Source organism: Microcoleus sp. T3_D1, assembly GCF_036700405.1.
Classification (GTDB): domain Bacteria; phylum Cyanobacteriota; class Cyanobacteriia; order Cyanobacteriales; family Microcoleaceae; genus Microcoleus.
Map to the genome: position 1 here is coordinate 72,514 of NZ_JAUBOV010000018.1, position 16,202 is coordinate 88,715.

Here is a 16,202-nt window from a genome sequence, read left to right on the forward strand (position 1 = left end):
TCCACAATCAAATTCATCTTTTTTGGCAGGATGAACAGGCAAGATGCCTGTTCCACAATCAAATTCATCTTTTTTGGAAGATGAACAGGCAAGATGCCTGTTCCACAATCAAAAATAAAATTCCTCTCTTGTGGAACGGGCATCTTGCCCGTTCTTGAAAAAGTGCAAGCTAATGACTAAAATCGACATTTCCCCCGCTAACAATCACCCCAACTCTCGCATTTTCAGCCTGCACAACACCTGAAAGCAAAGCCGCCGCTGCTAACACTCCAGTCGGTTCAACAACTATCTTCATCCGTTCCCACATAAAAAACATTGTACTGCGAATTGCCTCTTCGGAAACTGTTGCCATATCATCAACATAATGCAGCACCAAAGGAAAGGTTAATTTCCCCAGATATGGTGTGCGCGCACCGTCAGCAATCGTATCCGGGTTAGTAACAGTTTGTAGCGTTTTCGTGCGGAACGATCGCGCCGCATCGTCTGCTTGCTCCGGTTCCACTCCTATTACTTTACACTGCGGAGACAAAGTTTTTGCCGCGATCGCACACCCGGAAAGCAAACCCCCGCCGCCACAGCAAACCAGCAGCAAATCTAACTCCCCAACTTCTGCGATTAATTCCAGCGCCGCCGTACCTTGTCCCGCAATCACCCACGCATTATCATAAGGAGGAACAATTGTCAAGTGTCGTTCTGCGGCAATTTTAGCGGCTAACTCTTCCCGCGCAACTTGAGTGCGATCGTACAAAATAATCTCTGCACCGTAGCCGCGAGTCGCCTCTTGCTTGACTTTTGGCGCATCTGCCGGCATGACAACAGTAGCAGGAATCTGTAACAACTGGGCGGCAAGGGCGATCGCCTGCGCGTGATTTCCCGAAGAAAAAGTCAGCACTCCCCGCCGTTTTTCAGCTTCAGATAGCTGCATCAAAGCATTGCAAGCACCCCGAAATTTAAACGAACCCGTGCGCTGAAAGTTCTCGCACTTGAAAAATACCTGAGAATTCGTCTGTTTGTTGAAAGTTTCCGAAGTCAGCACCGGCGTCTTGAAAGCTTTGCCCTGCAAGCGATTTGCCGCCGCCTCCACATCCGCGAAACAGACTGATAAAGGATTTTGGGAACTCATAGATTTTAGATTAGGGCGATCGAGGACTTTATTTGTAGGGTGGGCATTTCCCGCTTTACTCCTACCATTAAACTATAAATTTCTATCATCAGCTTATTAATAATAATCATTAGCTGTGGCGCTTAATGGTTAAAAAAGCTGTTGACTAAAATCAAAGTTATGACAATTTACTATCAAAAAGTAAAGTGGCATTTGTACTTGCACAGGAGAGGGATTAATGAATACAAATTTAACCACCGCCCGATTAATTGTAGGGAAATGGCGCGGCGCAGTGTCATGATTTTGGGTAATATCTGAAATGTTGCACCCTTCTCAATAAGCTTTTTATGAACAGGCTTTCCGGCCTGTTCCACAAAGAGTGAATTTTATTGTGGAACAGGCCGGAAAGCCTGTTAAGCGAGAATGGTGCAACATTTCGGGTAATATCAAATCCGTTGGCATCGGAATTATTCATCTCTCTCTCCCCTTTCTCTGTATCCTCTGTGTCCTCTGCGGTTTAATCATTCCGATACAACCGGCATGGATATAACGGGTAAAATAAACCGGATTGGATAGTGAAATTGCCCTCGCGAGTGCGATCGACTCCAAGCATCGACAACAAGGCAAAAGAGAACACGGCAATGCGGCTTCCCTACCCAAAAAATAGCAGCTAAATTGTTTAAAAATTACCAAAAAAAAGGACACAGCATGGCTGTGTCCTTACCCGTATCTTGTAGGGACACAGCATGGCTGTGTCCCTAACCGTACCGATATCCCGATTAGGATTCTTGCCGTTTAGAACAAGAACAATTCAGTATTACCGGAAATTCCTAAATCGACATTATTGACAGTTGCAAACAAACTGTTACCGCCAACCGTAGAACCGTTGCTATCGTAATACAGTTTAGTAGACAAACCGTCGTAGATAGCCATGATGGACGGGCCGGTTAAAGTTGCTTCCAGCGCAGTTACAGAAACTGTGCTGCTGTAAGCGTAGAAACTCGAAGCCAAAGTCCCTCCGGTTGTAAAGGCTGCAAAACCAGTTTTGTCGAGGTTAATTACATCATCAGCAATGCTGTAATTGGTAATTAAATCCCCGCCGCCAGCAGTAGTTCCGCTGAACACAAACACATCTGCACCAGCACCGCCGTTGAGAACATTGGTTCCCAAACCACCGATTAAAGTGTCATTCCCCTCGTCACCGTTGAGAGTATCGCTACCCGCGCCGCCGAAGAGACTGTCGTTACCTGCGCCACCGGAGATGCTGTCGTTACCTAAACCGCCGTCGAAAATATCAGCACTCGATCCACCGTTCAAGATGTCAGCAAACTCAGTGCCGGTGACGTTATTAGCTGTCGCACTTCCTGTAAATAAGACAGGAGTGGTGAAGTTGTAACCGCCAACACCAGAACCGAAGTTGTTAACTCCGCTTGTCGGGAAAGTACCGGGATTAGTGATTAAATCCACAACGCTGCCGGAGCTGGTAGTAGTACCAGTCGGAGAAGTACCATTGGCAGAAGGTGCGATCGTACCTGTAAATACAAAGTCCGCCGTTCCCAGATTGCTAGCAGCCGTACCCAGATTCGCAATCAAGGTAGAACCAGCCGCTGCGGTACCGTTCGAGTCAAAATACAACACAGTCTCGTTCGACGCATTAGTAAAGGCGAAGAAACCAGCAGTTGTAGAATTGCCCAGGGCTGTAGCTTGTGCAGCTTCCAAAGAGGCATAACTGCCGCCTGTGAAAATCACTAACTCTTGGCCAGTAATGTCAGGAGTTGAACCGCTAACACCGTCAAAGTTAGTCGTAGTCAAATTGCCGAAAGCGCTCGCGCTAAACTCGAATTTGTCTACCCCAGAGGTAAAGTCACTAATCGTATCGCCGCCTTCGCCTGTTGCTTTGTAAACAAACAGATCCGCACCAGCACCGCCAGTCAGAATATCTGCACCGCTGCCGCCGCCCAGGATGTCAGCACCGCTGCCGCCGCTGAGGATATCTGCACCGCCACCACCGTTGATGATGTCAGCAAATTCCGTACCGGTGACGCTGTTAGCACTGTCATTGCCGGTAAATAAGATAGGAGTGCTGAAGTTGTAGCCACCAACACCAGAACCGAAGTTGTTAAATGCGGCTGTCGCGAAAGTACCCGCATTTGCAGCAGTAAAATCGACAACGCTGCCTGAGTTGGTAGTAGTGCCCGTGGGAGAAGTACCATTGGCAGAAGACGTGATGGTACCTGTAAATACAAAGTCCGCCGTTCCCAGATTGCTAGCAGCAGTACCCAGATTCGCAATCAAGGTAGAACCACCGGCTACAGTACCGTTCGAGTCAAAATACAACACAGTCTCGTTCGACGCATTAGTAAAGGCGAAGAAACCAGCAGTTGTAGAATTGCCCAGAACCTTAGCTTGTGCAGCTTCCACAGAGGTATAACTACCGCCTGTGAAAATCACTAACTCTTTGCCAGTAATGTCAGGAGTTGAACCGCTAACACCGTCAAAGTTAGTCGTAGTCAAATTGCCGAAAGCACCGCTGACAAACTGGAATTTGTCTACCCCAGAGGTAAAGTCAGTAATCGTATCACCGCCTTCGCCTGTTGCTTTGTAAACAAACAGATCCGCACCAGCACCGCCAGTCAGAATATCTGCACCGCTGCCGCCGCCCAGGATGTCAGCACCGCTGCCGCCGCTGAGGATGTCTGCACCGCCACCACCGTTGATGATGTCAGCAAATTCCGTACCGGTGACGCTGTTAGCACTGTCATTGCCGGTAAATAAGACAGGAGTGCTGAAGTTGTAACCGCCAGCACCAGAACCGAAGTTGTTAAATGCGGCTGTCGCGAAAGTACCCGCATTTGCAGAAGTAAAATCGACAACGCTGCCTGAGTTGGTAGTAGTACCAGTCGCAGGAGATGCGATGCTACCTGTAAATACAAAGTCCGCCGTTCCCAGATTGCTAGCAGCCGTACCCAGATTCGCAATAAGCGTCGAACCACCGGCTACAGTACCGTTCGAGTCAAAATACAACACAGTCTCGTTCGACGCATTAGTAAAGGCGAAGAAACCAGCAGTTGTAGAATTGCCCAGAACCTTAGCTTGTGCAGCTTCCACAGAGGTATAACTGCCGCCTGTGAAAATCACTAACTCTTGGCCAGTAATGTCAGGAGTTGAACCGCTAACACCGTCAAAGTTAGTCGTAGTCAAATTGCCGAAAGCACCGCTGACAAACTGGAATTTGTCTACCCCAGAGGTAAAGTCAGTAATTGTATCACCGCCTTCGCCTGTTGCTTTGTAAACAAACAGATCCGCACCAGCACCGCCAGTCAGAATATCTGCACCGCTGCCGCCGCCCAGGATGTCAGCACCGCTGCCGCCGTCGATAATATCTGCACCGCCACCACCGTTGATGATGTCAGCAAATTCCGTACCGGTGACGCTGTTAGCACTGTCATTGCCCGTAAATAAGACAGGAGTGGTGAAGTTGTAACCGCCAGCACCAGAACCGAAGTTGTTAAATGCGGCTGTCGCGAAAGTACCCGCATTTGCAGCAGTTAAATCGACAATGCTGCCTGAGTTGGTAGTAGTACCAGCAGGAGAGGCGATCGTACCTGTAAATACAAAGTCCGCCGTTCCCAGATTGCTAGCAGCCGTACCCAAGGAAGCAATAAGCGTCGAACCACCGGCCACGGTACCGTTCGAGTCAAAATACAACACAGTCTCGTTCGACGCATTAGTAAATGCGAAGAAACCAGCAGTTGTAGAATTGCCCAGGGCTTTAGCTTGTGCAGCTTCCAAAGAGGCATAACTTCCGCCTGTGAAAATCACTAACTCTTTGCCAGTAATGTCAGGAGAAACCCCGCTAACACCGTCAAAGTTAGTCGTAGTCAAATTGCCGAAAGCGCTCGCGCTAAACTCGAATTTGTCTACCCCAACAGTAAAGTCGGAAATTTTATCGCCGCCTTCTTTAGTTGTCCTGTAAACAAACAGATCCGAACCAGTGCCGCCGCTTATGACATCCAAACCGACGCCGCCGGTGATGGTATCGTTGCCGTCGCCACCCTTGAGGCTATCGTTAAAATTGCTGCCGACAATCTTGTCATCGCCTGCTAAACCATCGTAATTAACTGGGGCCGGAGAAGTGGTGAAATCCACATTGTCAGCACCAGCAGTACCGACAGGAATATTTAGTGGCGTACCGGTGAAGACAAAGTTACTGACTTGCAGGCGAATGCTCGCCGAGAAACTGGTAACAATTTCAAAGCGCGCCCCAACAGCAAATACCAGTACAGCACGGCCGGTAGTGGCATCTATAAACTGACAGAAAGTAGGCGCGTCTAGGTTGCCACCCAAAGCTACAAACCGCGCTTGCAAAGAAGCGATGCTGTTAACAGTGGTATCCAGGCTGAAATCGAGCAAGTTAGCGCTGCCGATCGACCCCACAGTAGAAGTAGCAGTAATCTCCAGTCGGGTCAAACTAGAAACGCTGAGATTACCAAAAGCTGCCGTAGAAAGCTCTAAAATATCGTCAGCGACACTAAAGTCAGTAATAAAGTCAGCTTCTACAACTGTTTGAATCTCTTGGCGGGAAGTGCGGTAAATAAAGCGATCCCGTCCATTACCCCCACTGAGATTATTGGTTCCGAAGCCGCCTTCGATCGAGTCATCGCCCTCATTTCCGGTTAATGTGTCATTGCCACTACCGCCGATGATTTTGTCTATGCCGAGGCCACCGTCGATCGAGTCATCGTCATCGCCACCGTCGATATCGTCATCGTCATCGCCGCCTTTAACTTTGTCCTTGCCCAAGCCTCCTTTTATTTTGTTTTTGCCTTTACCGACTTCGATATCGTCATCGTCATCGCCGCTGTCGATATCGTTATCGCCATCGCCGACTTTAATTTTGTCCTTGCCTTTGCCACCGATGATTTTGTTGTTGCCTTTACCGACTTCGATATCATCATCGTCATCGCCGCTGTCGATATCGTTATCGCCATCGCCTGCTTTAATTTTGTCCTTGCCTTTGCCACCGATGATTTTGTCCTTGCCTGTGCCGGCTGTAATGTCGTCGTCACCATCGCTGCCTTCTATGTCGTTATCCAGCGTCGCAGAACCGACAATAACTTGAGCTTCTGTAGTGCCAGCAAACTTAAAGACATTTCGCTCGACATTCAAGCTAAAACGCTGGCCGGTGGCCGATCTTCTGCCGTTGCTAACTTCAAAACCAAAACTAAGCGCACCGACAAAACCTACTGCCGCTTTGAATTTCACCAAGCCTGCGTTAATGTCTGCTTGAGAGAAGGTAGAACCGACTTGTGCTGGGACTCCATTCACCAATAGTTGGCCGGTTGTAGCATCGGGCAGCTCGGTTAGCTTGAAGACTGTGCCGCCAGGACCTTGCTCGTCATCGACAAACCGCAACAACTCACGAGTAATAGTTTGCTCGCCGCCGCTGGAACCAGCAGTCAAGCTATTATTAGCTTCCACTCGCGGAGGGTTAAAAATCGGAGGGGGAGTTGGAGTTGGAGTTTGAGTTTGAGTTTGAGTTTGAGTTTGAGTTTGAGTTTGAGTTTGAGGATTAACTTCCAAAAAGTCGGCCGCAGTGATAAGCGTTGCGTTGACATTCAACAATAGCGCCAAGGCGAAGTTATTGACCCGAATTTCGGTATTGACACCGATTTGTATAAAGGTCAAGCTGCTAAAGTTCAAGTCGCCAAACAGCAGAAACTTGTCGTCGTTGTCTGCGAAGTCAGCGATGACTGCACTTGCCCCAGAGGTACTGTTACTCACGACATAAACGTCAGCTCCAGCACCGCCGACACAGGTATGGTTGCCAGTACCGCCCATCAGCGTATCGTTGCCGTTGCCGCCCATCAGCGTATCGTCGCCGTTGCCGCCGCCGCTAACGCTGTCGTCGCCGTCGCCACCGTCTGCCATGTCATTGCCGTCGCCAGTCACGAGGGTATCCTTGCCGGCACCGCCCATCACGCTGTCGTCGCCGGCACCGCCCATCACGCTGTCGTCGCCGTCGTCGCCTTCACACTTGTCGTTGCCGTCGCCGCCCATCAGGGTATCGTCGCCGATGCCACCGCTAACGCTGTCGTCGCCCTCGTCGCCACTGCAAACGTCGCTGCCGGCATCGCCCCTCACAGTATCATTGCCGGTGCCGCCGCTAACGCTGTCGTCGCCCTCGTCGCCACTGCAAACGTCGGTGCCGGCATCGCCCCTCACAGTATCATTGCCGATGCCGCCGCTAACGTTGTCGTCGCCGTCGTCGCCACTGCAAACGTCGCTGCCGGCATCGCCCCTCACAGTATCGTTATCTTTGCCGCCGTTAAGGGTATCGTTGCCTGTGCCGCCGCTAACGGTATCGTTGCCTGCGTCGCCCCGGACGTTATCGTTGCCTTCGTCGCCCTTGCAATCGTCGTTGCCTTTGCCGCCGTAGACGGTATCGTTGCCGACGCCGCCGTTAACGGTATCCTTTCCTTCGTTGCCGTGGGCCCAGTCATCGCCGTCATCGCCTTCGCAGATGTCGTCGTCGCTGCCGCCAAAAAGGGTGTCGTTATCTTTGCCGCCCTTAAGGGTGTCCTTGCCTTTGCCGCCCTTAACGGTGTCCTTGCCGAGATCGCCCCTTACTTCATCATCCTCATCGCCGCCCTCGCACTCGTCATCATCTTTACCGCCGAGGATTTTATTTTTTTTGCCACGGTTTCCTTTGATTTTGTCCTTGCCTTTCTTGCCGAATATCTCCTCGTTATCGCCAGTGGCGACAATGAGGTCATCCTCATCGCTACCGACGACGGTTCGGCGGCGATCGTCGATGCCGCGGCGATCGTCTAAGTCATCTATGTCCCCCACACCTTCTTCTAGTACGCCGTTAGATTCCGCCATTTGGCTGTCATCAGGAGCACCTTCTTCCAGTACGCCGTTAGACGGAGCTGGCAATTTGTCCCTAAGGCCCTCGGTGTTTTCGGCGATCGCTATCTGAATTAACTCGGCTAACTCCTCATCGGAAATTGTAGAGCTGTTGTTGCCTAAATCCCCGACTGGATTTTGTGTTTCAGTTTGAGCGGGAAAAAGTGTTCCCCGTCCTTCTTCTAACAACGTTACGTCTGGTTCCATTGTTGATATTTCCCAAAAAATGGTAATCTTCTTAGAATCAATTTATCAGCAAACAGGATGTGGCAGAAGATTTTTTTTTTCCTTCATGCTTTCGCCTGCTAGAGGAGCTGGTTTCCTCATCTTTACTATTATAGATGCCACTTAAACGGCAAGGTTTTTTTCGCTCGGTTGCGAGTTTTCTATTCGGCCATTGCGTACCCAAATTAATGAGCCGCCACCTACACTGTAATTACTGCGCCGAAGCGCCGAGCATTTGAGATGTTCTCCGTAATTTCTACCGTAAGCTGCGCCGCAGGGCCCCTTATTGTAGAGTTTCTACGTAATTTCTACAGTGAATTAGCTGAATTTAAACTCGCAACTGACAACTCCTAAATAACTACCCAAAACCTGTATCCCCCAAATTCTACCCTTGCTTTTTTTCCGATCTAGGCTGGGTGTATTGAAGTTTTGTAACACTCCCAGCTTTGACAAATCCTTCCCTGACTTAGGATTTGAATCTCTTGACTAAACGACCGCACCCTCCTAATTTTAGTTCCCGATGATTAATTAGAAATTTAGATAATTCGCCCGGCCAAATATTTGTTCTAATTTTTAGTTGCAAAATTTTCTCTCGATTTGAGGAAACATCGCGAACTGAGAATTTTTGTTCTTCAGATTAATCCTAAGAACCCTGCCAAAATTTATCTATCTCAAGACAGATTGTAAAATTTTGCCAAAAAGAGTATCACACGCAGGAGTCGTTTTTGGTGACAGTTGCAAGCTCGGCATTTTGAGCGGGCACGACCCACGGCGCGGCTGCCCAACCCTATTCCTTTGTAGAGGCTTCGCTACCAAATCCAATAATTCTCCGAGAAACCGGCCTGATGAGGCGTAATCCTCTAGATGCCAAAAATAATGGTTGCTGGAGAGTACCGGAATAATTTGATTTGCCTTGTATTGTTGAGAGTTCTTGGCGGGTTAAGTTTATTTTTGCTGCTTAACTTTAACTAGATTAAGAGAGTTAAATTAAAAGTTTCCTATATCATAAAAGCGGGAAATTAGCAATAAGTTATTAGCATTTATCGATGGTCAACTATCGATAATCGATCGCCACTGAGGTCTTAAGGATGAGGGCGGAGGGCTTACGGATGAGAACCCAGGGCTGACCAATTAATTAATTGACACAAAATCAAGATTGCACATGGGGGGTTGGTGGTACAGGATAAGCCCTAAAGACCGATCGACCGATCGCCAAAAAAAATAAAATACTCAACTTTCCCGGAGATATTACCCTGAAACCGGCTGGCGGGAGCCGAAGTAATTTTAATAAGAACTAGAGATCCGCCTGGTAAAGTGCCTCCAATTTAACTTTACTCAGCAATGAGAAACTCAAGTTCACGACGAATCTAAAGGGGTCTGCGGTAGAGGTGCAAAATGTTAAAGATACAAAGATTGCAGAAAATTCGGCTTTCACCGACCCACAGGGCAATCAAAACTAATAAACTGTTATTAAAGTACAACTTTTATATCCTCAAAGTGTTTGAACAAATATATATGACGCTAGCGATCGCCCGATCGGGGGAAGCGCATTCAGAAACTTTGATAGAAAGAGTAAAAATTATTTTGCCGATCGCTCTTGCTAGCCGCAAAAACGCAGGCAAATTCAGAATTAAGGCGGGAGGGCGCTAAATCCGTGAGCCAGGAATTTCAACTCTCAGTCACCCCTGTTGGGGACGACGAATATCTAGTGCGGACAGAAAGGGTTGCACCCGGTGTACCCTTAGCCGAACAACAAGTCCGCTGGCCGATCGACGAATGGCTTGCACTGTCTGCTCAACTGATGAACGACCCGCTGGTGGGCTTGCTCCAAGGAAAAGCAGTACAGGGAAACAGTTTTGCCGGTCGCAGCCTCTCCCGTTCGGGAAACAACTCAGGGCCCAATTTAGTAGCCCTGGGGCAACAATTATACAGTGGGCTGTTTCAAGGAAACTTGCGCGATAGCTGGACTTGCGCTCAAGGCATCGCCCAGCACCGCCGAGAAGTGCTGCAACTGCGACTCGGACTCAAAGGCCGGCGCTTGCCGCGTCTGCCGTGGGAAGTGCTGCACGCGGGCGATCGCCCTTTGGCAACCGGCACCGATGTCGTGTTTTCCCGCTACCAACCAGGTACAAGTTTGTTCAAACAAACCCGGATACTGCCTAGTAGCGGGCCACTAAAAATTTTAATGGCGATCGCCTCTCCGAGCGATCGAGACAGCTTGCAGCTTAAGCGAGAAGTGCTCCATTTGCAACAAGAACTCCAAAACCGCACCGGTCATCCTCTCAAAAACAGCCCCCATTGCCCGGAAATTCAACTGACTATTCTCGAACAGCCCGATCGAGAACAACTTACCCAAGCCCTAGAACAAGGACACTACCAAGTCCTGCACTACGCAGGCCACAGCAACTTAGGTTCCAGAGGTGGCGAACTCTACCTAGTCAGCAGCCGCACCGGCTTAACCGAAACCCTCAGTGGCGACGACTTAGCTGGATTGCTCGTTAACAACGGTATTCAGATGGCCGTGTTCAACTCCTGCCGCGGCGCCTACGGCGACCCCTCAGACCTCGCGGACGACAGCCCGGAACGGAACTTAACCGAAGCTCTAGTCAAGCGGGGCATTCCGGCAGTGCTAGCAATGGCAGAAAGCATCCCCGACGATGTAGCCCTAACTCTGACGCGGCTGTTTTACCGCAACCTCAATCAAGGCTATCCAGTCGATCTCAGCCTGAGCCGGGCCAGAGCTGGGCTAATTTCTGCCTACGGTTCTCACCAGCTATACTGGGCTTTGCCGATTCTCTACCAGCACCCGGACTTTGACGGCTATTTGACCGGCGCCCCAGCCCACAGCGCGACCTCCGGTTCTATGGTGCACATAATCGGGTCGGGAACGCAACCGGCGCTCGCGGGTACAGAATGGAAGGCTGCGTCTTCGGTTTCGGCGATCGCCCAATACCCCCCACTCCCAGCCAATAGATCGCATGAGTCAGACAATTCTGACGGCGAAGTCTGGGAATATCCCAACCAATTAAAAGATCGCAGGGATTGGGTTCACCAGAACGATCGACCCGATGCTACTAATTCACCGAACTCACCGACGGCTTCGCCGTCCTCTATTCCTCATTCTGAGTGTGCGGCGATCCAAGCAACTCGCGCCGCTGCAGCGACTCAGAAACCGTTAAAAAAACCGGGGTTGAAAAAATCTGTGGCCCTGATGCTTTGCTTGTTGCCCGTTGCTTTGAGTGCTGGCTTTTTTGGGTGGCGGCACTCGAACCGAAGCACGAAACCAGAAGAGTTACTGCCGGCGGTACGCACTCCCCTGTCGCAAAATTACCTGCAACAACGTCACTAAGGAAGGAAAAATTAATAACTTGCATAATTAAACCCCAGAAGCCTTGATCCAAGGTCAACTATTGCTCTATTAGTCACCTTATTTATTTTTCATTCCTAAAAGCGATCGCCCACTGCAATGCTGAATTTAGACCCCCTTGGCCCGGCTCCAAACTGGGTGGGGTTTTTGCTGGCCATTCGCGATCGGCTGCCGCTGGCCATTCGCGATCGAAAGTATACTGCTCGATCGAATCTCGGACTTACGTTCATCGAACCGGTTTTTATAGCAGGAGGCAGGAGGCAGAAGGCAGGAGGCAGGAGGCAGACGTAATGAGAGCGAGGGTTTCAGCAATCGATATCGTCCGGCGCCGTCTTGGCGGTTGCTATACCGAAAACAAGCAGCAGCGCCACCAAGCATCGAGGAAGAAACCGGGTTTCTCGTCGAGAAAGTAAGTCCGGGACTGCTTAATACAGAATTCGTCAGTCGATTGTAGATTTTAGACTTCGGGTTGAGCCCTGAGTCGAAGGATTTGAGATTTTAAATTTACTCCACAGATAAATCTGGGAAGTGGAACAAGACTCTAAAATTTTGATCTCTCCACGACAGGAGTCGGTGGCTTGTATGCGTTTTTGAGCGGGCTGATTCGGCAGCGGGAGCATTCGTCATTCGGCACAAGACAATAAAAGCCAGAGTTGCCACAATTAAGAACGTCCTCACCCTCAGCGCGCTTATTTCACAATAATTAATTATGGAAGCGGCTGTGAGTTTGACCCCCTCGCATCCAGGATACCCGCCCCCGGATTCATTCCGAAAGCAGACTCAGGACCGGTGAAATAAAAAACCTGTATCCGATAAAGGCGCCCCGAATTTATCCGTGGGGTCAAGGCTTAAATCTAAAATCTAAAATCTAAAATCTAAAATCGATTGACGCGCCCCTCCCGTTGGTGCATAAATTTTGAGAGTATGGCAGTTTACAGGCCACGAGTGGAAACCAATACATTTCCATGCAAACTCCATGTCGGGAACCGTTGCTAATTTGTAGTGCATCAAACATTTAAGCTGTTGTGCATTTAACTCGGTCTTTTTCAATTCCCCTGTGGAAATAACCTCAAGTTCTCTGGCTTGGGGCCGCAGGAGGAAGATTTTCCCCAGTTCCCCCTAGAAATCTACTGATTCGTGGCGAAGTGTTAAGAGTCGCGAAGCAATCTCGCCCGATCGAAACTATTCCCCTCTTAGTGGCTGCCCGATGTTTCTGCCGCCGCGCCCATTGAGTCGGGTTTAAGCTAAAACCCGTTCAAGGAAGAGGTGAAATTTCCTGTAATTTTTACCGGATTGCCTTCCCCAGACTGCGTTCTGTGGAAGTTATATGCCCAACACCTTAATAGAAGATTGGTCGTTGGTATTTGGGGTTTTGAGGGGATTTCCAGCCCGAAAAACAGGGTTTATACCCTTTTAGATTTTAGATTTTAGATTAAAGACTTGAAGAATTGGGAATGACTTATTCCATAAGGGTTTCGAGCACGGGCCTACAGTTGGATTATTTTTGTAAACTGGTGCGTGCAAGTAGCTGGCAGGGGCATCGAGAACAAGTGCTGCCTCCCCTTGTTGAGGTAAAAGTTAACCCCGGCCGGTAAATGCTGTCGGGAGATTTGCAGCGGCCGCGCTCTAGGTATTTCGATTCATGGCTGTCTTGTTTTTACCTTGACCACAGACACAATCGGGGATTGGTGAATGCAGGGAACAGACTTTACTGTAAAAAAGTAAAGCATTTAATTTGCGACAATAATTTCCCGCGCGATCGCAAGAGAGGCTTACGCAAGGATTTGGGCCGCGATCGGCAAATTGATCGCCCTTCGAGCATCCTTACTTGCACCCCCGGTCTTGAGGCCGCAGAAATTTATCCAGAATCTTAATATTCAGAATTATTAGTATTGACAGTGAAACAAAGTTAATCTAATGTGTTGTAATTGATATAAGTAAAGTCCAATAAGCGAGGTACGGTCAATGGCAGAAACAGCTACAGCACCCTTAACAGGAAAAGGTCTGCTTCAAAAAATCAAAGGCAGTGATTTGCCACGCAGAGAACTTGCAAAGCTTTGCGGCTACTTCACGGTCAGCAAAAGTGGAGAAACCCGGATTAATCTGGCTGAGTTTTACGATGCAGTGTTAGCTGCTAAGGGCATTGAGCTAGAGAAGTCTAAAGCAGACGGACGCGGGCGAGAAGCGAGTTATCGAGCTAGCGTTCACAAGAATGGCTCGATCGTGATCGGGGCAAATTATACCCAAGAAATGGGATTAAAGCCGGGAGACGAGTTTGAAATTAAGCTCGGATACAAGCACATTCGCTTGATTCAGATCGATGTGGACAGACCGGATGTGGAATTGGATGATGAAGAGGAGGATACAGAAGAATAAAGGCGATTCCCTGCGGGATAGCTTCGCCGCGCGTGATGCAGTCAGCCGATAGCAAGGCGACTGGATTTGGCATTCGCTACACGAGTATTTGCGCGCCACCCTTCGATTTAACTGATGAGCTGTATTGACTATTTCTATTTTCTCTTGTCCCGCAAAGACTACAGTGCCTCTGAACTTCGCAAAAAGGGGCAAGAGAAAGGTTTTGGCAATGAGGAAATATTGGAGGCGATCGCGCAAATTCAAGACCGCGGCTATCAGTCCGACACTCGCTTGGTGGCAAACTCGATCGCCTCTGGTGCAGGCAAATACGGGAAGTCTGCCATCAAGCGCAAGTGCCTGCAAAAAGGAATTACCAACGATTTGTTCGAGCAAGTCTGGGAAGAAGAAATTGCCGAAAATCAGGACTCCGAAGCAGAAAAACTGGCCGAATTAAAAGCCAAAGTCATGCGGAAATACAAGATCGATACTTGGGGTAAAGCCGATCCCAAAACCAAGGGCAAAGTCTTGAATTACCTGCAATACAGGGGCTTTAATGCCTTTGAAATTTGGCGACAGTGGCAAACAGAAGAAGAAGATGAGTAAATAGTAGGGCCACGCCAATAGGTGCGGCCCAGATAGGCAAGCACAACTACACTGCTGCCGACAGGGCTAAAGTGTAAGTCCTGAGTTTTTGTAAATGTGTGTCAATCCGAGTGCGTTGACCGAGAAAATGGGATGCCAGCCCCGTCCTTTTAGGACGGCTTTATGCTATAGTTTAATTGGTTGAAATCCCCACCTAAGATTGCAGCGATATATACTCATCTTGAGTTGAAACCGGGACTGATCCAGTAATAGGGAAAGACCCAAGGGCAATGGTTAAAATCCAACCTGGAAGCAAAACAAAGTATTGTTAATGTTTTTTAAACAAAACGATACATATAGTCGGGATAGGGCATTGCCACGACTTAAAATGAACATGGAGGCGCTCGTAAGACTACTTCGGTAGCATTGGTCGATGAAGTGTTAAGAATCCTCTCGCCTTTAGGCAGGGGAGTATGTCAATAACTAAGATTCGTACATCTGCCGGTGTCTGGCTAAAAGATCGAGATATTTCTCATTGATTTTGGCCAGCATCCATTTTTCAAGAAAAATGGCGGCGGATTCTGCTTTCACCGGATCTGCTTGTAGGGGCAAAATATCTTTTCGAGCTGCGGTTTGCTCTGCAACAGACTTCAGTTTCTGAGGGTTTTGCTGGTATTTTCGACCGCTTTTGTGGTTGGCGTAGCGACGCGATCGAGTATACCCCATCTGCAAGAACTTGCGGGCCATGTCGGCTCCCACAAAATCATCGGCATCGAGATACTCTAAAAACAAGGAGTAAATTTTGCTGCTGGACTCCCTGGCAATTTCAGGAGTCTTAAATCTCCAGAAAGGCAGAATTTCTCCTTTGTAGGGTTCAACCAACAGCACTCCCTGTTCTCCTTTCCCTACCCGATAAAGTTCCGGGTGCTGTCGAAAGTCGATGTTCTTAAAATCCGCATGGTAGTCGAACTGCTTCATCGGGCGTTTTCTGTTCTATCTGGAACTATAGAAGCCCGGGGTTTACCTTCGTCTGGTTGGGTATAAACCCAGGCCCAAGCAATGAAGACAGCTTGAAAAGGCAGCCTGAACCAATACAGTAATTGGTTGTGGGGAATCCCTTCTATCGGAATGTTGTTGACGGCTTGATTGATATTAGCTGGAAACACGGCAATAAACAAGGCAATTAACCCCCACGCCGCCGCCCTGCTCACAGGAGGAACTAACAGCCCAATTCCGCCCAAAATCTCGAAAAAACCGCTGATATAAACCAAGGCTTCCGGGTAAGGAAGCTGGGGCGGCACAATTCTGATAAAAGGTGCGGGTACTGCAAAGTGCAGCACGCCTACAATACTGATAGCTACTGCGAGAATAACTCGCCAAATTTCTTTTTGACTTTTCATGGGCAATCGGTAATTAATAATTGTTAAATTGCTGCGAGAATGCTTGCCAAAATTCGCTATTTGCGATCGAGATGACAAGAAAACTGACCCCCCAACATTCCCGCTTTCCGGGTTTCTTTACTCTGGCTGCTGGCTGTAACGATTTTATTTCGTAGAAAAACCAGGTTTCTGGGTAACTCCCAGACAAGTTTTCACAGCCCCAAACTGGAGGAAGCGAGAACTGGAATCGAAGGCCTGCGCGTTGAGTGCCAAAAACAGCTAG

General features: G+C 48.9%; 10 protein-coding genes. 6 read left to right on the forward strand and 4 right to left on the reverse strand.

The features are described 5' to 3' along the window. Positions 1–169: 169 nt before the first annotated feature. Both QT992_RS10795 and QT992_RS10800 read right to left on the reverse strand, forming a co-directional pair. A complete protein-coding gene (locus QT992_RS10795) occupies positions 170–1,123 on the reverse strand; it encodes a threo-3-hydroxy-L-aspartate ammonia-lyase (RefSeq protein WP_333376981.1) in 954 nt (317 codons plus the stop codon). A 774-nt stretch (positions 1,124–1,897) separates the two neighbouring features. After that, positions 1,898–8,218 carry a cadherin-like domain-containing protein gene (locus QT992_RS10800; protein WP_333376983.1) on the reverse strand — a complete coding sequence of 2,107 codons (6,321 nt, stop codon included), beginning with the start codon at positions 8,216–8,218 and terminating at the stop codon, positions 1,898–1,900. A gap of 1,413 nt (positions 8,219–9,631) precedes the next feature. On the opposite strand from QT992_RS10800, the gene QT992_RS10805 reads away from it, so the two are divergent. From QT992_RS10805 to QT992_RS10830, 6 genes are all read left to right on the forward strand, one after another. Next, positions 9,632–9,886: a hypothetical protein gene (locus tag QT992_RS10805; protein WP_333316930.1), complete on the forward strand. Its 255-nt coding sequence runs from the start codon at positions 9,632–9,634 to the stop codon at positions 9,884–9,886. Positions 9,887–9,890: 4 nt separating this feature from the next. Continuing rightward, a complete protein-coding gene (locus QT992_RS10810) occupies positions 9,891–11,585 on the forward strand; it encodes a CHAT domain-containing protein (RefSeq protein ID WP_333316933.1) in 1,695 nt (564 codons plus the stop codon). Positions 11,586–11,702: 117 nt separating this feature from the next. Continuing rightward, the gene (locus tag QT992_RS10815) at positions 11,703–11,894 is read left to right on the forward strand and encodes a hypothetical protein (RefSeq protein ID WP_333376985.1); all 192 of its coding nucleotides are present in this window, start codon (positions 11,703–11,705) and stop codon (positions 11,892–11,894) included. A 1,304-nt stretch (positions 11,895–13,198) separates the two neighbouring features. Beyond that, complete coding sequence (locus QT992_RS10820) at positions 13,199–13,477, forward strand: hypothetical protein (protein ID WP_333316937.1); 279 nt, start codon at positions 13,199–13,201, stop codon at positions 13,475–13,477. Positions 13,478–13,568: 91 nt separating this feature from the next. Next, complete coding sequence (locus QT992_RS10825) at positions 13,569–13,979, forward strand: AbrB family transcriptional regulator (protein WP_015177612.1); 411 nt, start codon at positions 13,569–13,571, stop codon at positions 13,977–13,979. 114 nt (positions 13,980–14,093) lie between these two features. Continuing rightward, positions 14,094–14,561 (forward strand): regulatory protein RecX, encoded by a 468-nt coding sequence (locus QT992_RS10830; protein WP_333341380.1) that lies wholly within the window; start codon positions 14,094–14,096, stop codon positions 14,559–14,561. A gap of 462 nt (positions 14,562–15,023) precedes the next feature. Here QT992_RS10830 and QT992_RS10835 read toward each other — a convergent pair whose 3' ends face one another. Together QT992_RS10835 and QT992_RS10840 are read right to left on the reverse strand one after the other, a co-directional pair. Beyond that, a complete protein-coding gene (locus QT992_RS10835; RefSeq protein ID WP_333341648.1) occupies positions 15,024–15,518 on the reverse strand; it encodes a DUF4385 domain-containing protein in 495 nt (164 codons plus the stop codon). Then, entirely contained in the window at positions 15,515–16,018 is a 504-nt protein-coding gene (locus QT992_RS10840) for a DoxX family protein (protein WP_333341649.1), read from the reverse strand. The genes QT992_RS10835 and QT992_RS10840 overlap by 4 nt, the downstream gene beginning before the upstream one ends. Positions 16,019–16,202: the final 184 nt, after the last annotated feature.

Coding starts and splice junctions, on each gene's coding strand:
- QT992_RS10795 (WP_333376981.1), bottom strand. CDS start 1,123: ATGAGTTCCCAAAATCCTTTATCAGTCTGTTTCGCGGATGTGGAGGCG.
- QT992_RS10800 (WP_333376983.1), bottom strand. CDS start 8,218: ATGGAACCAGACGTAACGTTGTTAGAAGAAGGACGGGGAACACTTTTT.
- QT992_RS10805 (WP_333316930.1), top strand. CDS start 9,632: ATGTTAAAGATACAAAGATTGCAGAAAATTCGGCTTTCACCGACCCAC.
- QT992_RS10815 (WP_333376985.1), top strand. CDS start 11,703: ATGCTGAATTTAGACCCCCTTGGCCCGGCTCCAAACTGGGTGGGGTTT.
- QT992_RS10820 (WP_333316937.1), top strand. CDS start 13,199: ATGCTGTCGGGAGATTTGCAGCGGCCGCGCTCTAGGTATTTCGATTCA.
- QT992_RS10825 (WP_015177612.1), top strand. CDS start 13,569: ATGGCAGAAACAGCTACAGCACCCTTAACAGGAAAAGGTCTGCTTCAA.
- QT992_RS10830 (WP_333341380.1), top strand. CDS start 14,094: ATGAGCTGTATTGACTATTTCTATTTTCTCTTGTCCCGCAAAGACTAC.
- QT992_RS10835 (WP_333341648.1), bottom strand. CDS start 15,518: ATGAAGCAGTTCGACTACCATGCGGATTTTAAGAACATCGACTTTCGA.